The sequence below is a fragment of the Novosphingobium sp. GW821-FHT09E05 genome (assembly GCF_059416165.1).
In genome coordinates this window covers 319029-336420 of sequence record NZ_JBWKOQ010000003.1, presented here as the reverse complement: position 1 = coordinate 336420, position 17392 = coordinate 319029, and the positions used below count along the sequence as shown (strand labels likewise).

At 68.7% G+C, this 17392-nt stretch carries 15 protein-coding genes; 8 read left to right on the top strand and 7 right to left on the bottom strand.

Going from position 1 to position 17392, the window contains the following annotated elements; all coding sequences use genetic code 11:
• The first annotated feature begins 15 nt into the window (after nucleotides 1-15).
• The 5 genes from AC07M9_RS15915 (at nucleotide 16) to AC07M9_RS15895 (ending at nucleotide 6188) form a co-directional block, all read left to right on the top strand.
• A complete protein-coding gene (locus AC07M9_RS15915) occupies nucleotides 16-1746 on the top strand; it encodes an IlvD/Edd family dehydratase (protein ID WP_494885056.1) in 1731 nt (576 codons plus the stop codon).
• Entirely contained in the window at nucleotides 1746-2597 is an 852-nt protein-coding gene (locus AC07M9_RS15910; protein ID WP_494884961.1) for an SMP-30/gluconolactonase/LRE family protein, read from the top strand. Before AC07M9_RS15915 ends, AC07M9_RS15910 begins: the two co-directional genes overlap by 1 nt.
• A 94-nt stretch (nucleotides 2598-2691) precedes the next feature.
• Entirely contained in the window at nucleotides 2692-3816 is a 1125-nt protein-coding gene (locus tag AC07M9_RS15905; RefSeq protein WP_494884959.1) for an aldose epimerase family protein, read from the top strand.
• Between the two features lie 14 nt (nucleotides 3817-3830).
• Nucleotides 3831-4967: a glycoside hydrolase 5 family protein gene (locus tag AC07M9_RS15900; RefSeq protein ID WP_494884957.1), complete on the top strand. Its 1137-nt coding sequence runs from the start codon at nucleotides 3831-3833 to the stop codon at nucleotides 4965-4967.
• A gap of 39 nt (nucleotides 4968-5006) precedes the next feature.
• On the top strand, nucleotides 5007-6188 hold the full coding sequence (locus AC07M9_RS15895; RefSeq protein ID WP_494884955.1) for an SGNH/GDSL hydrolase family protein: 1182 nt from the start codon (nucleotides 5007-5009) through the stop codon (nucleotides 6186-6188).
• Nucleotides 6189-6240: 52 nt separating this feature from the next.
• On the opposite strand, the gene AC07M9_RS15890 is transcribed toward AC07M9_RS15895, so the two are convergent.
• From AC07M9_RS15890 to AC07M9_RS15875, 4 genes are read right to left on the bottom strand one after another with little or no spacing between them, the layout of a single operon-like run.
• Nucleotides 6241-7266 carry a glycoside hydrolase family 43 protein gene (locus AC07M9_RS15890; RefSeq protein ID WP_494884954.1) on the bottom strand — a complete coding sequence of 342 codons (1026 nt, stop codon included), beginning with the start codon at nucleotides 7264-7266 and terminating at the stop codon, nucleotides 6241-6243.
• Complete coding sequence (locus AC07M9_RS15885; RefSeq protein ID WP_494884953.1) at nucleotides 7263-7898, bottom strand: 2-dehydro-3-deoxy-6-phosphogalactonate aldolase; 636 nt, start codon at nucleotides 7896-7898, stop codon at nucleotides 7263-7265. The genes AC07M9_RS15890 and AC07M9_RS15885 overlap by 4 nt, the downstream gene beginning before the upstream one ends.
• Nucleotides 7895-8764 (bottom strand): 2-dehydro-3-deoxygalactonokinase, encoded by an 870-nt coding sequence (locus AC07M9_RS15880; protein WP_494884952.1) that lies wholly within the window; start codon nucleotides 8762-8764, stop codon nucleotides 7895-7897. The genes AC07M9_RS15885 and AC07M9_RS15880 overlap by 4 nt, the downstream gene beginning before the upstream one ends.
• Nucleotides 8761-10347 (bottom strand): sodium/sugar symporter, encoded by a 1587-nt coding sequence (locus AC07M9_RS15875; RefSeq protein WP_494884950.1) that lies wholly within the window; start codon nucleotides 10345-10347, stop codon nucleotides 8761-8763. The genes AC07M9_RS15880 and AC07M9_RS15875 overlap by 4 nt, the downstream gene beginning before the upstream one ends.
• A gap of 214 nt (nucleotides 10348-10561) precedes the next feature.
• Here AC07M9_RS15875 and AC07M9_RS15870 point away from each other — a divergent pair, with 214 nt between their 5' ends.
• From AC07M9_RS15870 to AC07M9_RS15860, 3 genes are all read left to right on the top strand, one after another.
• Entirely contained in the window at nucleotides 10562-11668 is a 1107-nt protein-coding gene (locus AC07M9_RS15870) for a family 43 glycosylhydrolase (protein ID WP_494884949.1), read from the top strand.
• Nucleotides 11669-11850: 182 nt separating this feature from the next.
• Nucleotides 11851-12573, top strand: coding sequence for a FadR/GntR family transcriptional regulator (locus AC07M9_RS15865; RefSeq protein ID WP_494884948.1), 723 nt, complete (start codon nucleotides 11851-11853; stop codon nucleotides 12571-12573).
• Between the two features lie 361 nt (nucleotides 12574-12934).
• Nucleotides 12935-13855 carry a Gfo/Idh/MocA family protein gene (locus AC07M9_RS15860; protein ID WP_494884946.1) on the top strand — a complete coding sequence of 307 codons (921 nt, stop codon included), beginning with the start codon at nucleotides 12935-12937 and terminating at the stop codon, nucleotides 13853-13855.
• A gap of 77 nt (nucleotides 13856-13932) precedes the next feature.
• Here AC07M9_RS15860 and AC07M9_RS15855 read toward each other — a convergent pair whose 3' ends face one another.
• The 3 genes from AC07M9_RS15855 to AC07M9_RS15845 are packed head-to-tail and all read right to left on the bottom strand — an operon-like array spanning nucleotide 13933 to nucleotide 17353.
• A complete protein-coding gene (locus AC07M9_RS15855; protein ID WP_494884945.1) occupies nucleotides 13933-15141 on the bottom strand; it encodes an MFS transporter in 1209 nt (402 codons plus the stop codon).
• Nucleotides 15142-15143: 2 nt separating this feature from the next.
• On the bottom strand, nucleotides 15144-15959 hold the full coding sequence (locus AC07M9_RS15850) for a TauD/TfdA dioxygenase family protein (RefSeq protein ID WP_494884943.1): 816 nt from the start codon (nucleotides 15957-15959) through the stop codon (nucleotides 15144-15146).
• A 26-nt stretch (nucleotides 15960-15985) separates the two neighbouring features.
• Nucleotides 15986-17353 carry an amidohydrolase family protein gene (locus tag AC07M9_RS15845; RefSeq protein ID WP_494884941.1) on the bottom strand — a complete coding sequence of 456 codons (1368 nt, stop codon included), beginning with the start codon at nucleotides 17351-17353 and terminating at the stop codon, nucleotides 15986-15988.
• Nucleotides 17354-17392 lie beyond the last annotated feature (39 nt).

Genomic DNA, 17392 nt, shown 5'->3' with positions numbered 1-17392 from the left:
CGCGACAACCCGGACATGACCGCGCTCTATCTCGAGCGCTACCTGAACTATGGGCTGTCGATCGAGGAGATGCAGTCCGACCGGCCGATCATCGGCATTGCCCAGTCGGGCAGCGACCTCGTGCCCTGCAACCGCCACCACATCGTGCTGGCAGAGCGCGTCAAGGAAGGCATCCGCGACGCGGGCGGCATCCCGATCGAGTTTCCCACCCATCCGCTTCAGGAAACCGGCAAGCGCCCGACGGCCGGGCTCGACCGCAACCTCGCCTATATCAGCCTCGTCGAAGTGCTCTACGGCTACCCGCTCGACGGCGTGGTGCTCACGATCGGCTGCGACAAGACCACTCCCTCGGCGCTGATGGCCGCGGCCACCGTCAACATTCCGGCGATCGCCCTGTCGGTCGGCCCGATGCTCAACGGCTGGCACGAGGGCGAGCGCACCGGCGCAGGCACCATCGTGTGGAAGGCGCGGCAGATGCTGGCCAAGGGCGAGCTGGACTATCCCGGCTTCCTCAAGCTGGTCGCCTCGGGCTCGCCCTCGACCGGCTACTGCAACACCATGGGCACGGCGACGACGATGAACTCGCTTTGCGAGGCGCTCGGCATGTCGCTGCCCGGCTCCGCCGCGATCCCCGCGCCCTACCGTGACCGGCAGGAATGCGCGTGGGAGACCGGCCGCCGGATCGTCGAGATGGTCCAGGCCGATCGCAAGCCCTCCGACATTCTGACGCGCGAGGCATTCCTCAACGCGATCCGCGTGAACTCGGCGATCGGCGGCTCGACCAACGCGCCGATCCACCTCAACGCCATCGCCCGCCACATCGGCGTGGAACTGACGCTGGAGGACTGGGAAAGCCACGGCGCCGACGTGCCGCTGCTGGTCAACCTCCAGCCCGCCGGCAAATACCTCGGCGAGGACTACTACCGCGCCGGCGGCGTCCCCGCCGTGATGGGCGAACTGACCAAGGCCGGGCTCATCGACGGCGATGTGCTCACCGCCAATGGCCGCACCGTCGCCGAGAACCTCGTCGGCGTGCGTATCCACGACGACAAGGTGATCCGCCCGATCGACCGTCCGCTGAAGGAAGCGGCCGGCCTGACCGTGCTCAGCGGCAACCTGTTCGAGGGGGCGGTGATGAAGCTCTCGGTGATCTCCGAGGAGTTCCGCGGCCGCTACCTCTCCGACCCCGCCAACCCCGACGCCTTCGAGGGCCGCGTGGTCGTGTTCGACGGGCCCGAGGACTACCACCACCGCATCGACGACCCCGCACTCGGCATCGACGAGAACGCGATCTTGGTGGTCAGGGGCGCCGGGCCGGTCGGCTATCCGGGCGGCGCCGAAGTGGTGAACATGCGCCCGCCCGCCGCGCTCATCCGCGCCGGCGTCCACGCCCTGCCCTGCATCGGCGACGGTCGCCAGTCGGGCACCTCGGGCAGCCCCTCGATCCTCAACGCCTCGCCCGAAGCGGCGGTCGGCGGTGGCCTCGCGCTGCTGCGGACCGGCGACCGCGTGCGCATCGACCTCAAGCAACGCAGCGCCAACATGCTGGTGGACGAGGCCGAGCTGGACCGCCGCCGCGCGGACCTCGCCGCGATCGAGGCGCATATCACGCCCGAATCGCAGACGCCCTGGCAGGAGATCCAGCGCGATCTCGTCGGCCAGTTCGCGACTGGCGCCGTGCTGGAATCCGCGGTTAAGTACCAGCGGATCGCCCAGACCAAGGGCCTGCCCAGGGACAGCCATTAATGACCGAAATTCGAGTAATTGCCCGCGACCGCGTCGACACGCTCGGCGAGGGCCTGTTCTGGTCCGTCCGCGAGGGCGCCCTGTTGTGGACCGACATCCTCGGCCAGCGCATCAACCGGCTGACGCCTGCCACCGGCAAGGTCGAGAGCTGGGAGACCGGCGGCGCCACCGGCTGGATCATCGGCCGGGCCGAGGGCGGCTTCGTCGCTGGCATCGGTACCGCCATCGCCGGCGTCTCGCTCGATCCCTTCGCGGTCGAGACCCTGGCGGAACTTCCCGGCGAGCCGGAGACCAACCGCGTCAACGATGCCGCCGCCGACCCGCTCGGCCGGCTCTGGCTGGGCACCATGTGCTACTCCTGCGACGCGCCGGTCGGCAACTTCTACCGCTTCGGCAACGGCGCGATCACCCGCGCCGCGCCCGACGCCTACACCATCCCCAACGGTCCCGCGATCGACCCGCAGGGCCGCTTCTTGCTCCATACCGACAGCGCGCTGGGCGTGATCTTCCGCTACCCGCTGGAAGGCGGCGTGCTGGGCGAGCGCGAGCCGTTCATCACGTTCGCCGAAGACTGGGGTTCCCCCGATGGCATGACCTTCGACGCCGAGGGCCACCTGTGGGTCGCCTGCTGGGGCGACGGCGCCGTCCGCCGCTTCGCGCCGGGCGGCACCTTGGTCCGCCGCATCGAACTGCCTGCCAGCCAGATCACCAACGTCAGCTTCGGCGGCGAGGGGCTGGACCGCCTCTACGTCACCAGCGCCGCCAACGGCGTGGACGAGGAACACGGCGGCGCGCTGTTCGAACTGGACCCGGGTTGCATCGGCCTGCCGGCGTTCCTGTACGAGGGCTGACATCGTCACCACCCCACCCTCGCAATGACGAGGTGTCGGAAGCGATAGGATAATGGTGCCCCTGCGGCACCGACGGGACAAAGAGGAGAGAAAAATGCTCAGGGTCATCATCACCGCAGCCCTGCTGGCCACGGCCAGCGCCCCCGCCCTCGCCGCAGAGGCCAAGCGCGGAAACTTCGGGCAAATGCCTGACGGCACGGCCGTCGAAGCGGTGACGCTCACCAACGGCAAGGGCATGTCGGTGCGCGTGATGACGCTGGGCGCCTCGATCCAGTCGGTGCTCGTGCCCGATCGCAGCGGCAACACCGTAGACGTCGCGGTCGGCTACGACAGTCTCGAAGGCTATAACAAGGCGCCCGAGTTCTTCGGCGCCACCGTGGGCCGCGTCGCCAACCGCATCGCCAAAGGCAAGTTCACGCTCGACGGCAAGGACTACACGGTGCCGGTCAACAACGGCGTCAACTCGCTCCACGGCGGCACCAAGGGCTTCGACAAGGTCGTCTGGACCGTGCGCGAGGTGAAGAACGGCGCCAAAGCCAGCGTCACCATGCGCTACGTCAGCCCCGACGGCGACATGGGCTATCCCGGCACGCTCACCACCGACGCGACCTATGCCCTCGACGAGCAGAACCAGCTGACGATCACTTACTCGGCCACCACCGACAAGCCGACCGTGGTGAACATCTCGAACCACGCCTACTGGAACCTCGCGGGGCCGGGCCGCACGGCGATGGACCACCTGCTGACCATCCCCGCCGACCGCTTCACCCCGACCGACGAAACCTCGATTCCCCTGGGCGACCACCGTAGCGTCGAGGGCACGGCCTTCGACTTCCGCAAGCCCACCCCGGTCGGCGCGCGCGTCCGCGACGCCCGCGACCCGCAGATCGTCTACGGGCGCGGCTACGACCACAACTGGGTCGTGGGCGACGGCGTGACCAAGGACGAGCACCTGATGGCGCGCGTGGTCGAGCCCACCTCGGGGCGCGGGTTCGAGCTGTGGTCGAACCAGCCGGGCCTGCAGTTCTACTCGGGCAACTTCATGGACGGCACCATCACCGGCAAGTCCGGCCAGATCTACCGCGAGGGCGACGTGCTGGTGTTCGAACCGCAGCTGTTCCCCGACAGCCCCAACCAGCCGCAGTTCCCCTCGGTCCGCCTCGCTCCGGGCAAGACCTACCGGAACGTCATGACCTACAAGTTCTTCGTCACGCAATAACAGAGGATCCCCCCGTGAAAGCACTCGCAACCTGCCTGCTCGCTTCCGCCGCCGCACTGCTGGCGATGCCCGCCGAGGCCCGCCCACAGTGGACGCCCGCGCAGGCGAAGACCTGGTACGCCAAGCAACCCTGGCTGGTCGGCTCGAACTTCGCGCCCGCCACCTCGATCAACCAGCTCGAGATGTGGCAGGAAGCCACCTGGGACCCGCAGCGCATCGACTACGAACTCGGCCTGGCAGAGGGCATCGGCATGAACACGATGCGCGTGTTCCTGCACGACCAGCTCTGGCAGCAGGACCCCGAGGGCTTCAAGAAGCGCATCGACGAGTTCCTGGCGATCGCCGCGAAGCACAAGATCAAGCCGCTGTTCGTGCTGTTCGACAGCTGCTGGGACCCGAAGCCCTTGCTCGGCCCCCAGCATCCGCCGATCCCCGGCGTCCACAACTCCGGCTGGGTGCAGAGCCCCGGCCTGCCCGCGCTGCGCGATCCCTCGCAGGAAGGCCGCTTCAAGTCCTACGTCGAGGGCGTGATCGGCGCCTTCGCCAAGGACGACCGCGTACTCGGCTGGGATCTCTGGAACGAGCCCGACAACGGCGCCGACCAGTACAAGGACCAGGAAGGCAAGCAGCCGCTGGTGCTCGCCCTGCTGACCAAGGTCTACGGCTGGGCGCGCGAGGCTGAGCCTTCGCAGCCGCTGACGTCGGGCGTGTGGCAGCATGACGACTGGAAGACGCCGGGCGCGCTGACCCCGATGGAACAGCTGCAGCTCACCCAGTCCGACGTGATCTCGTTCCACGACTACAACTGGCCCGAGAAGTTCCAGGACCGCGTCAACCAGCTCAAGGGCTATGGCCGCCCGATCCTCTGCACCGAGTACATGGCGCGCGGCAACGGCTCGACCTTCGACGGCTCGCTGCCGATCGGCAAGCGCGAGAACGTGGCGATGATGAACTGGGGCTTCGTCGACGGCAAGACGCAGACCCGCCTGCCCTGGGACTCGTGGAAGAAGCCCTACACCATGGAAGAGCCGACGATCTGGTTCCACGAGGTCTTCCACACCGACGGCACCCCCTACCGCCAGGCCGAAGTGGACCTGATCCGCAGCCTCGCCAAGGCGCCGAAGGGCGTGGTCCCGGCGGCCAGGAAGTAAGGCTGGACAACGACCCGACTACTTCGACATGAGGGCGGCATGATGCGCAACCTGACGTACCTTGCCGCCCTTTGCGGAGCCGCACTCCTGACCACTCCGGCCCAAGCCGCACCGACCTGGGCCGGGGCATGGGGTTATGCCCCCGCCGACAGCGGCGCCGGCGAACCGGTACAGCCCGCCGGCACCTACCGCTACCGAGTCCGCCTCACGCAGGCCGGTGACGCCATGCAGCTCACCTTCAGCAATGCCGAGGGCGACCGCCCGCTGGCCATCGCGGCGGTGAGCATCGCCAGCCCCTCAGGCCCTGTCGGCACCGAAATCGGGGCCAACCCGGTCCATCCGATCCGCTTTTCCGGCCAGCCCGCCGCCGCGCTGCCCAAGGGCCATACCGTCGTCAGCGACCCGATCATCGCCCCTTTTCACAACGGGCAGGATGTGATCGTCAGCGTCACCTTTTCCACGCCGACGCGGCCGGGGCGCACCAACCTCGGGCTTGAGATGGCGTTCGCGACGATCTCCACCGGAACGCCCGTCTTCGCGCCGATCCAGGCGCGCTCGTACCTCTCGCTCGTCTCGGTGCGCACCGCGCAGGCGCCCTGCACCGTGGTCGCCTTCGGAGACTCGATCACCGACGGGTTCGACAGCTTCTCGCCCCAGACGCGCGGCTGGCCGGGACGATTGGCCGAGCGCATGGCCGCGCTCTCGCCGAGCCGCCGCTGCGGCGTGGTCAACATGGGCATCAGCGGCAACCGCGTCCTGCGCCAAGGCCGGGGCGTCTCCGCGCTCGACCGCTTCTGGCGCGACGTGGCCAGCGTGCCCAACGTCACCCACGTCATCTTCCTCGAAGGCATCAACGACATCGGTGCCGGCGGCGACGAGGGCGCCGACGCGGTCAAGCCGGAGGATCTGGTCCACGGCTACCGCCAGTTCGTCACCCGCGCCCACGCGCTGGGCATCAAGGTGATCGGCGGCACCATGACCCCGGCGCTGCACGCGGGCTACATGTCGCCGGTGAAGGACCAGACGCGCATGGCGGTCAACGCCGCGATCCGTAACGACAGGATCTTCGACGGCGTGGTCGATTTCGAGGCGGCGGTGCGCAATCCCGCCGTGCCGACGGACCTGCGCCCGGAGTTCAACCCCGGCGACCACCTCCACCCCAACGACGCCGGCCTGCGCGCCATGGGCGACGCGGTCAACCTAACGCTGCTGACGCCGTGAATTGACGCGGCTTGCCTCCCCTCCTCGCTGGAGGAAGGGAGGTCATCTCAGCTCAGGGCTGCGGCGCGGGGACGGGTTCCCCCGCGCGCGAGGGCACCGGGAACACCGGCATCCCGTCCCTGGTCCACTCCATTCGCTGCACGCGCGGCGAGCGGGCGGCCGTGCACTGCTGATCGGCGCCGGTGTTGGCGTGGTAGACGATCCAGGTCTGGCGGCCGCCATCCGTCGTGAAGAAGCCGTTGTGGCCCGTCGCGTAGACGTTGTTCTCAGGCGCCTTGGCGAGCACGGGTTTCGGCGACTTGGTCCAGCTTTCGGCTTTCAGCAGATCGCTGCCCGGCTTGGCGTGGAGCAGGCCCAGCGCATAGTCGTCCGACCAGCATGCGCTGGCGGAGTAGGTCAGGAACAGGTCGCCCTCCGGCCCCGGCAGGAACTCCGGTCCTTCGAGGATCTGGCGGCCGCCCTGCCGTTCGAACGGCTGGTCGGGCCGTGCGATCACGGTCTCGCCGGGGCCTAGGGTCCACGGGTTGGTCATCGGCGCGATGGCGAGCACGCTGTCGGGGCCGTCGTAGGCGGAATAGATGAAGTAGCGCTTGCCGCCGGTCTCGAACACGGTGCCGTCGATGCCGGTCATGCCGGTGACGATGCGGCCCCGGTCGATCCACTCGCCCTTGAGCGGATCGGCATTGGCGTTTTCCAGCACGAAGATGCCGCGATGCGCGTCGTCGTCGTGCCCGGCGGCGGCTGCGGTGTAGTAGACGTACCACTTGCCGCCCAGGCGGTGCAGTTCGGGTGCCCAGATCGAGATCGCGTTCGGGCCGCTCGCGGGCGGGGTCCAGATGACGTGCTCGGGCGCATCGGCCAGCTTCGACAGGTCGTCGGTCTGGCGGATGGCGAGGCGGTCGCCCTTGGTGCCCATGAAGTAGAAGGTCGAACCCTCGTGGACGATCCACGGATCGGGCCCGCTCGCCAGCAGCGGGTTGGTCAGCGTGGCGCTGGCCGTAGTCGCTTGTGTGCCTGTCGTCGCGCAGCCGCCGACGGCCAGCGATGCGAGCGCGAGGGGTGCGAGGGCGCGGATCATGCGTTCTTCTCCATTTCAGCCCAGGCCGCCGCGAAGGCGCAGGCGTTGGCGGCGATCTCCTGCGTGGTGGCGCCCGCCTTGTAGAGCGCCGAGCCGAGGCCGAAGCCGTTCGCGCCCGCTGCGCGCCATGGCCCCATGTTGTCGGGCGAAATACCCCCGACCGCGAACAGCGGCACGTCCTTGGGCAGCACCGCACGCTGCGCCTTGACCACGGAAGGGGTAGCCGCCTCGGCCGGGAACAGCTTGAGGCCGCTGGCGCCCGCCGCCAGCGCGGCGAAAGCTTCGCTCGGCGTGAAGTAACCCGGCAACGAGACCATGCCGCGCTTCGCGCTCTCAGCGATCACGGCCACGTCGGTGTTGGGCGAGACGATCATCGCGCCGCCCGCGTCCTGCACCTGTCCGACCTGCGCCACCGTCAGCACGGTGCCCGCGCCGACGATCGCCCGGTCGCCCACGCGCTTGGCGAGGCGCTCGATGCTGACCAGCGGGTCGGGCGAGTTCAGCGGCACCTCGATCAGGGTGAAGCCCGCCGCGACGAGCGCGTCGCCAGCAGCCTCGACCTCGTCGGGCCGGATGCCGCGCAGGATGGCGACCAGCGGGAGAGCGTTCAGGGCGGTTTTGAGATCGATCATGGCATGAGGTTCCTGATGCGGTTGATGCCGGCGACGAACGAGGCGTGGCTGTCGACGACGGCGGCCTCCCCTCCGGCGATGGCAATAGCGACGGAATAGAGACGGGTTAGCAGCCCATCAGCGAGCAGGTGCACGACCTGACCGGGCTTAGTGATCCGGGCGCGGCAGTCGCTGCCGATGAGCAGGCCGCTGACGTAGGCAGCCGCCTCGCCCGGTGCACGCTTGCCGAGCACCGAGGCGGCGCGCACTCCGAACAAGGCGGAGAGCAGGTCGGCATCGGCGCAGGCCTCCACCCCCTCGCGGAACGAGGCGTCGGCGTCCACATCGCCGGCCATCTCGCTGCCGATCAGCGCGTGGGCCTTGAGGAGCGCGAACATCTCGCCGGTCATCGCGGTAGTGAAGTCGGCGATGGCGCCGTCCTTCATGACCGCCCACTTGTTGTGGGTGCCCGGCTGGCACAGCAGCGCGTCGGCAGGCGCGAGCCCGGCGGCGACGGCGCCGAGCAGTTGCACTTCCTCGCCGCGCATGACGTCCGCGCGGGTCGGCGTGTCGACGCAGACGCCCGGGACGATGGCGACGCCGTCCTCCGGATGCGCCATGGCGGCGGCCACCGCCTCGATGGTAGCGGCGCAGGCAACGTAGCCGGCGTCATGCCAGCCCCGGTTGGAGCCTACCATTCCGGCCATGACCACCGGCAACCCGCCCAGCCGCGCGCGCAAGGCGGCAACCTCTGCAGGGAAGCCGCCCGCCGGGACCGAGAGGATGCCCCTATCGTCACGCTCGGTGGCGACGACCTCGCCCGCCTCGATCCGGTAGGCGCGGCGGTTGGTGGTGCCCCAGTCTACGGCGATGAAGGGCGCGCTCACCAGAACACCGCGTAGAGAACGCAAAGCACCAGAACCACGGCAATCGCTCCTGCATTGAACCCGGTCGAGGTGGCGTAGCGCACGTCGCCGGTCGAGATGGTGTCCTTGTCCGGCCGTCCGGGCGTCAGCAGCGAGACGATCACCGCAAGCGCCAGCGCCGCAAGGAAGACGATCCCCATGCGGTCCATGAACGGCACGCCCGGCGCCCAGACCTTGAAGCCCCACGACAGCAGCACCGAGGCGACCGCCGCGCTGATCGCGCCGGGCTCGTTGGCGCGGCGCCAGAACAGGCCGAGGAGGAAGATCACGGTGATGCCCGGCGTGAAGAAGCCGGTGAATTCCTGGATGAACTGGAACGCCTGCTCGCTCGACCCGACCAGCGGACGCGCGGTCAGGATGGCGATGACGATGGCGACGACAGCGACGATGCGGCCGACGCCGACCAGCTTCCTGTCCTCGGTGACGGCATCCTCGCCCACTTTCACGCCCTTGAACTTGGCCCAGACGTCGAGCGTGAAGATCGTCGCGATCGAATTGATCTTCGACGCGGTGGAAGCGATGATCGCCGCCACCAGCGCTGCGAAGACGAGACCCAGCAGGCCCGGCGGCAGCAGGCGCATCATCGTCGGATAAGCCTCGTCCGGCTTGGCGAGGTCGGGGGCGAGGATGACGGCGGCGACGCCCGGCAGGACGATGATGATCGGCATGATGAGCTTGATGACGGCCGCGAACAGCATCCCGCGCTGTGCCTCGTCGAGCGACTTGGCGGCCAGCGCGCGCTGGATGATGTACTGGTTGAAGCCCCAGTAGCTGAGGTTCGCGATCCACATGCCGCCGATCAGCACCGACAGGCCCGGCAGGTCCATGTAGTGCGGGTCGCCCTTTGCGAGAATCATGTGGAAGTGATCGGGCGCAACTTCGACGAGGCGCGAGAATCCGGCGACGACGCCGCCCTCGCCGCCGATCTTGCCCAGCGTCAGGAAGGCGATGATGAGCCCGCCCATGACGAGCAGCGTGACCTGCACGATGTCGGTCAGCGCCACCGCCTTCAGACCGCCGCGAAGCTGATAGAGCAGCGCGAAGACGCCGAGCACCACCAGCGCCACGTCCTGGTTCACGCCCGCCACCTGCGTCACCGCGATCGAGCCGAGCCAGATGATGCTGGTGAGGTTCACGAAGACGTAGAGCACCAGCCAGAACACCGCCATCAGCGTGCGGATACCGCTGCCGTAACGCCGCTCCAGGAACTGGGGCATCGTGTAGATCTCGTTGCGAAGGAAGATCGGCAGGAAGAACTTGCCGACGATCAGCAGCGTGGCGGCCGCCATCCACTCGTAGGAGGCGATGGCGAGGCCGATCGCGTAGCCCGAGCCCGACATGCCGACGATCTGCTCGGCCGAGATGTTCGCGGCGATCAGCGAGGCGCCGATGGCCCACCAGGGCAGGTTCTTCGAGGCGAGGAAGTAGTCGGCCGAACCCTTCGGCCCGGCGCCCGGCTTGTCCCGGCTCACCCACTGGGCGAGCCCGAATATGCCGATCGCGTAGATCACCACCACCGCGATGTCGATCGTTGCCAGTCCCATCTCGTCTCCCCGCACTATCCTGTGCCGTAACTCTAAGATCGCCCCGACTGCCGACCCAGGCCCCCCGCAGTCAAGCGCCGGAGACCTCGAATCAACCGTCGGGTCGGTCCGACCCTTCCATAACGCCTAAAACCGTATTTATAAGATGAATCTTGACAATGCACGATCTCGGCTGTTTTTTGGGGCTACGAACAAAAACTTTGGGAGACGGAATTTGGCACGGGGCACTTCGCGCATCGCCGCAGGCATGACCATGGCGGCAATCACGGTCATGACGCCGCAGGCGGCAACGGCGCAGGCGGCAACGGCGCAGGCGGCAACGGCGCAGTCGGTTCAGGCGAAACCCGCAAGGACGGAAGTCGTCCCCGGCGCGCCGGAAACGCCCTACGTCGATCCCGACAAGGCGTACCTCTTCGCGCACATGACCAAGGAGCGCTACGGCGTCCTCTACTACACGGTCAGCCGCGACGGGCTGCACTGGACTCAGATCAACGGCGGCAAGCCGGTGTCCGAGGACTACCACGGCCATCCCTCGATCGCGCGCGGGGCGGACGGGCGCTACTACCTCGTCGGCAACAGGAGCGACGAGGATCCCTATATCCGCTTCTGGGTCTCGGACGACCTCGTCAGCTGGAAGCCCTACGGCACCTACAAGCCCGACGTGCTGCACGTCCCCGGCCTGCCGCACGCGCTGCAGCGGATCGGCGCGCCCAAGCTGTTCTTCGACAAGCCCTCGGGCAAGTTCCTGCTGACCTGGCACACCGCCACCGTCCCCGGCGTGCCCGAGGACCCGGAGCGCTACTGGGCCAGCCAGCGCACGCTCTATGCCCTGTCGAGCGACCTCAAGACCTTCGACAAGGCGCCCAAGCGCCTGTTCGACTGGGACATGGCGACGATCGACACCTTCATCCAGCCCGAGGCGGACGGCAGCGGCTACTGCGCGGTCATCAAGGACGAGCGCTACCCCAGCTACAACTGGACCACCGGCAAGACCGTGCGCGTGTCCTGCGCCAAGGACCTGCTCGGCCCCTACCCGCTGCCCGGCCCCTCGATCAGCCCCAACTTCCGCGAAGCTCCCACGGTGATCCGCGCGCCCGGCGGCGAGGACTGGCTGATGTATTACGAGCAGTACGCCGGCACCAGCTACGGCCTCTCCAAGGCGCCGCGCCTCACCGGCCCGTGGTTCCAGGTCTCGGGCAACTCCGGCGTTCCCGAGTGGAACCGCTACGAAATGCCCGACGGCTTGCGCCACGGCTCGATGATCGAGATCAGCAAGGTGCAGTACGACGCGCTGGTGAAGGCGTTCCCGAACGGCAAGTGACCAACCCGGCCATCGTCCCTGTCCGCAGGGACGATGGCTCCTGCCCGGACGGTCGCGATTATCATATGAATTGACTTATCATATTAAAGGACCTTACCTCGCGTCACAGGTCACACGGCGAGCGGTGCGACGGTATCGAGCCGCGCGGGCACGCGGACGACAACAGGTACAAGGACGGCGTAGTGACAGGCTCCTCCCATCTCATCGTCGATGAGCCCGCGGCACAGCTCGGCCGCAACCTGACCTATGGCCTGCTCGACAGCATCGGCCGCGCCATCGTCACCGGGCATTTCGAGAACAATGTCTTCCCGACCGAGGCGGAACTCGCCAAGCAGCACGGCGTCAGCCGCTCGGTCACGCGCGAGGCGGTCAAGATGCTCACCGCCAAGGGCCTGCTCAGCGCCCGACCGCGCCAGGGCACGACGGTGCAGCCCACCTCGTCGTGGAACCTGTTCGATACCGACGTCCTGCGCTGGATGCTGGAGCGCCAGCTTTCGGTCGACCTGCTGCGCCAGTTCAACGAACTGCGCGTCTCGGTCGAGCCGGAAGGCGCGGCGCTCGCCGCCCGGGTCGCGGGGGAAGACGACCTCGCCCGGATCGACGCCGGCCTCGTGCGCATGCAGGCCGCAGAGCGCGGGCTGGACGATCCGCTGGAGGCCGACATCGCCTTCCACGTCGCGATCCTGCGCGCCTCGAAGAACCCGTTCTACATCCAGCTGCGCGACGTCGTCAGCACCGCGCTGCGCACCTCGATCCGCTTCACCAACCGCATCAAGGGGCGCACCGCCGACGTCGCCGAACACGCCAAGGTCCGCGACGCCATCGCCGCACGCGACCCCGACGCCGCGCGCATCGCGATGCGCACGATCATCGGCGACGTGCTCGGCCTGATCGAGGAAAGCTGAGGCGCGATCTAGGAGCATGGGCAGGAAGGCCGGACATGCCCTGCGGCATGGCGGCCCCGATAGTCCTCCCTTTCGGTCACCTCCCTTTTGCTCGCCTTCTTTTTGGTCACCTCCCTTGCTCACCAAACCTCGTCATTCCCGCGAAGGCGGGAACCCAGCTGATGCCCTCACCTGTCGAAGCGGCATCAGCTGGGTCCCCGCTTTCGCGGGCATGACGGGTGTAGGTGAGAGGACGAATGTGTGCCGGAAGATGGCCCGAGTTGTCACCCGGCGAACATCGCCGTGCATCCTGCGCTTTCGCGATTGATCACCCGCTCCCCCGCCGATAAAGACCGATAAATACTATAAACGAGGATACAACGTGGAGCCTGTCAGATTGGGTCTCGTCGGCATCGGCAAGATCGCCCGCGACCAGCATCTTCCCGCGATCGCCGGCAACGAACGCTTCGTCCTTGCCGCCACCGCCAGCCGCCACGGCCGGGTCGAGGGCGTCACCGGTTACAACGACATCGCCGCCATGGCCGCCGCCTGCCCGCTCGACGCGGTCTCGCTCTGCACCCCGCCCGATGGCCGCTACCAGCAGGCGCTCACCGCGATCGAGGCGGGCCTCCACGTCATGCTCGAAAAGCCCCCGGCGGTCACGCTCTCGCACGTCGAGGCGCTGGTCGAGGCGGCGCGCGCCGCCAACGTCAGCCTGTTCGCCACCTGGCACTCGCGCGAGGCGGCGGGGGTGGCTCCGGCCCGCGCCTGGCTGGCCGACAAGCGCATCGAGGCAGTGCGGATCGACTGGAAGGAAGACATCCGCCGCTGGCATCCCGGGCAGGAGTGGATCCTCGGCCCCGGCGGCTTCGGCGTATTCGATCCCGGCATCAACGCGCTCTCGATCGCGACGCGCATCCTGCCGCACGAACTCTTCGTCGAAAGCGCGACCATGGACGTGCCCGAGGGCCGCGCCTCGCCGATCGCCGCCAGCCTGCGGATGCGCAGCGGCGGGGCTGAAGTCCGCGCCGAGTTCGACTTCCTCCAGACCGGCCCGCAGACCTGGTCGATCGAGGTCGACACCGACCACGGCACCCTGCGCCTGACGCAGGGCGGCAGCGTGATCCAGCGGCCGGGCGAGGCCGAGCGCACCGAGCCGGACCAGGAATACGCCCGCCTCTACGAACGCTTCGCCCACCTTGTCGCCGAACGGGCGATCGACGTCGACCTGCGCCCACTGCGCCTGGTGGCCGACGCGTTTCTCATAGCGGACCGCCGGGTGGTGGAGCCCTTCGCGTTCTGAGCGTGCTCGCGCATTGACGGGATAGACCCGCCCCCTCCGTTGGTGTCGAACGGAGGGGGTATTTTCGGTTGTCCCGATCAAGCGAGGGACGACGTTTCCGCCGGTTCGCGCGGCAGCGCCAGGCTGGCCAGCGCGATCGGCACCATGGCGATACCGAAGCCGATCAGCGCAGGCGCGTAGCCGCCGGTGGCGTCGGCGACCATGCCGGATATCCACGGCCCCAGCGCCGCGAGGCCCGCCAGCGTCCAGATCGCCCCGAGGCTCGCCGAGCCGCCCGCGGGGCCGAAGTAGCGCACCAGCAGCAGCGTGACCGTCAGCGTCGCGCCTCCGACCCCCGTGCCGATCAGCAGCGCGAAGGCGTGCAGCGCCAGCGGGTCGCGGCTGAGGCCGAGGATCAGCATGCCCCCGGCGCAGGCCGCCAGCGTGATGGGCAACATCCGGCGCGGGCTCAGCACGCTGGAGAAGTGCCCGAGCAGTCCGGTCGCCAGCGCGCTGGAAATCCCCTCGACGCCAAGCAGGCGGGCGGCGAGGCTGCTCGTCAGGCCCTCGCCCGCGAGGTGCGCGGGCGCGACGCTGGCGACGGTGACGAGGCAGATCTGGCTGGCGACCACGGCGGTCGCAAGCAGCGCGAAGACCGGCGAGCGCAGCACCCTGCCCAGCCCCTGCAGCCAGTGCCCCTCCTCCCCCGCGACCGGCGCGACCAGCGGCGGTTCGCGCAGGCAGAGCGCGCAGAACAGTGCATTGGCGGCGCAGAGCAGCACCACCACGAGGCTGTAGCCGCGCCAGCCGCCCGCCGCGATCAGCGCCTGTGCGCCGGGCGGGCCAAGCGCGTTGCCGAGCGTCGCGACCATCATGTAGATGCCGATCAGCTTCGGCGCGCGGGACCCTCCCCAGCCCGAGATGAGGTAGACGCCGGGCGTGTTGCCGCTCAGCGAAAAGCCGATGCCCGCCATCAGGGCGCCCAGATAGAGCTGCCCCAGGCTCGCCATGGTCCACAGCATGAGGAACGCGCAGCCGAGCAGCACCTGACCCGCGACGATCGTCCGGCCCGCGCCGATCCAGCGCAGCAGCACGACCGGCATCGGCGCGCCCGCGCAGGCGCCCAGGATGACGAGGGTATAGGCCATGCCGGTATCGCCGGCCGACCATCCCAGGTCCCGGCCCATCGCGAACAGCGCGAGGCCGAAGGCGGCGAAGACCACCGCCTGCGACAGCACCAGCGCGCTCGACACCGCCGTCACGACCGCCAGTTCGCGGCCGCGCCCCTGCACGGCGGTTACGGCCACGTTCAAAGCGGCCTGTCGCCCATGATCTGCACCCGGAAGCCCGAGCGGGTCTGCGGGAAGTAGTCCCAGATCGCCGAGTGCTGCGCGCAGCGGTTGTCCCAGAACGCGATCGAGTGCGGTTGCCAGGCGAAGCGGCACTGGAACATCGGCGCCTGCACGTGCGCGAACAGGTAGGCGAGCAGCGCGTCGCTCTCCGCGCGCGGAATGCCCTCGATGTAGGTGGTGAACCCCTTGTTGACGTAGATCGCCTTGCGCCCGCTCCACGGATGGGTGCGGATCACTGGCTGGCTGGTGCGCGGCAGGGTCATGCCCTCGGGGGTGATGCCGCCGAAGCCGACGACCGCGTCGTGCATCGCGGTCAGGCCTTCGAGGTGCGCCTTCATCCGGTCCGACAGTGCATCGTAGGCGGCGTACATGTTGGAGAACACGGTGTCGCCGCCGACGGGGGGCACGGTGTGCAGGTAGAGCACCGAGCCCAGCGGCGGCTCGGGGTCACAGCTCATGTCGGTGTGCCAGTCCTCGCCCGCGACGAAGGTGGAATCGGCGTCGGCGTGGATGATCGTCACTTCGGGATGGCCCGGCGCCTGCCACGGCTTGGTGCTGGGCGCGATGTGGATGCCGCCGAAGTACTTCGAGAAGCGGATGTGCTCCTCGTGACCCAGCGGCTGGTCGCGGAAGAACAGCACCAGCCGGTCCTCCAGCGCGCGGTGCAGCTCCGCCACCACGAGGTCCGACAGCGGCTGCGTCAGGTCCACGCCAGAAACGGTGCCGCCGATGCCGGGGGTGAGCGGGGTCACCGTGATTGCCGAGTATTCCACCTTGCCTGTTCCCTTGCTGGATGAAGTCACGAAATCGGCCATTCGCTGACCAGCGGCAGGCCCGAGCGGCCGAGCACCGCTTCGGCCGCCGCCTGTCCCTCGGCGTAGAGCGCGTCCTCGTCGATCGTGGTGCAGCGGTAGGCCTCGACCACGCGCACGCCGTCAACCCAGACCGAATGGACGCCCCGCCCGTCGGCGGAGGAGATCAGCTGTTCGACCGGGTTGTTGAGCGGGCACCATTCGGGGCGGCGGGTATCGTGCGCGACGATGTCGGCCTTCATGCCCACGGCGAGCGCGCCGATCGAGCCTTCGAGGCCGAGCACCCTGGCGCCGTTGACCGTGCCCATTTCGAGCACTTCGTGCGCGGGGAACAGCGAGCCGTCCTCGCGCGCATCGCGGAACAGCGTGGACATGATCGCCATGACCCGCATCATGTCGTGGTTGTCCGCCCCGTCGGTGCCGAGCGCGAGGTTGACGCCGGCCTTCGCCATCTCGGGGAACCGCCCGCTGCGCATGACGCCGTAGGCGCCGCGCAGGGATGCGTCGGGGCAGTGGGTGACGTTGGTGCCGCTGGCCGCGACCAGCTCCGCCTCGTGCGCATCGATGTGGACCATGTGGACGAGGTTGAGGTGCGGGCCGAGCACGCCGAGGTCGGACAGGTGCTCCACCGCGCGGCGGCCGGTATTGGCGAGATACCAGTCGGAATCGCCCGCGACCGGGCTCATGTGCGCTGACACGCGGGTGCCGGTGCGCCTGGCGAGGTCGGTGACGCTCTGCCACAGCGCGTCGGTGGAGGTCATGTGGCCGATCAGGTTGGGCCAGGCGGCGATGCGGCGGCCGTCCTGCGGGTAGCGATCGAGGTCGGCTTCCAGCGCGGCAAGCGCCTCGCGGGTGAGCGCGTCGCCGTCGACGCTCGGCTCCCAGGCGCGGTCCTCGGTCCAGCGGCCGGTGCGGGCGCGGATGCCGGTGTCCTCGATCGCGGCCATGACCTCGTCGAAGGCGAGGATCGTGCCGGCCTCCAGGAAAGTCGTGGTGCCGCTGCGCAGCATCGCCGCGATCGCGAGCCGGGCGGCCGTGGCCTGCTCGGCCGGCGAGTGGTCCTTGTAGAGCGGGATGACCCAGCGGCCGAGATTTTCCTCGAACGGCAGGTTGCCGGGAATGAAGGCGCGGATCAGCGTCTCGGTGACGTGGACGTGGCAGTTGACGAAGCCCGGCGTCAGCACGAAGCGCGAGCCGTCGATCACCTCGCGCGCGTCGATCCCGGCGAGGTCCGCGCTCTTGCCCACCGCGACGATGGTGTCGCCGGCAATGGCCACCGCGCCGTCGCGGATGACGCGGCGCTGCGCGTCCACCGTGATCAGGCAAGCGCCGGTGATGAGTGTGTCTGCGTGCATGCGCCCCTGCCCTCGTTGTCCCGACACCTTAGCCGCGCG

Coding starts and splice junctions, on each gene's coding strand:
- AC07M9_RS15895 (WP_494884955.1), top strand. CDS start 5,007: ATGATGCGCAACCTGACGTACCTTGCCGCCCTTTGCGGAGCCGCACTC.
- AC07M9_RS15885 (WP_494884953.1), bottom strand. CDS start 7,898: ATGATCGATCTCAAAACCGCCCTGAACGCTCTCCCGCTGGTCGCCATC.
- AC07M9_RS15845 (WP_494884941.1), bottom strand. CDS start 17,353: ATGCACGCAGACACACTCATCACCGGCGCTTGCCTGATCACGGTGGAC.
- AC07M9_RS15905 (WP_494884959.1), top strand. CDS start 2,692: ATGCTCAGGGTCATCATCACCGCAGCCCTGCTGGCCACGGCCAGCGCC.
- AC07M9_RS15915 (WP_494885056.1), top strand. CDS start 16: ATGACCGCGCTCTATCTCGAGCGCTACCTGAACTATGGGCTGTCGATC.
- AC07M9_RS15875 (WP_494884950.1), bottom strand. CDS start 10,347: ATGGGACTGGCAACGATCGACATCGCGGTGGTGGTGATCTACGCGATC.
- AC07M9_RS15910 (WP_494884961.1), top strand. CDS start 1,746: ATGACCGAAATTCGAGTAATTGCCCGCGACCGCGTCGACACGCTCGGC.
- AC07M9_RS15890 (WP_494884954.1), bottom strand. CDS start 7,266: ATGATCCGCGCCCTCGCACCCCTCGCGCTCGCATCGCTGGCCGTCGGC.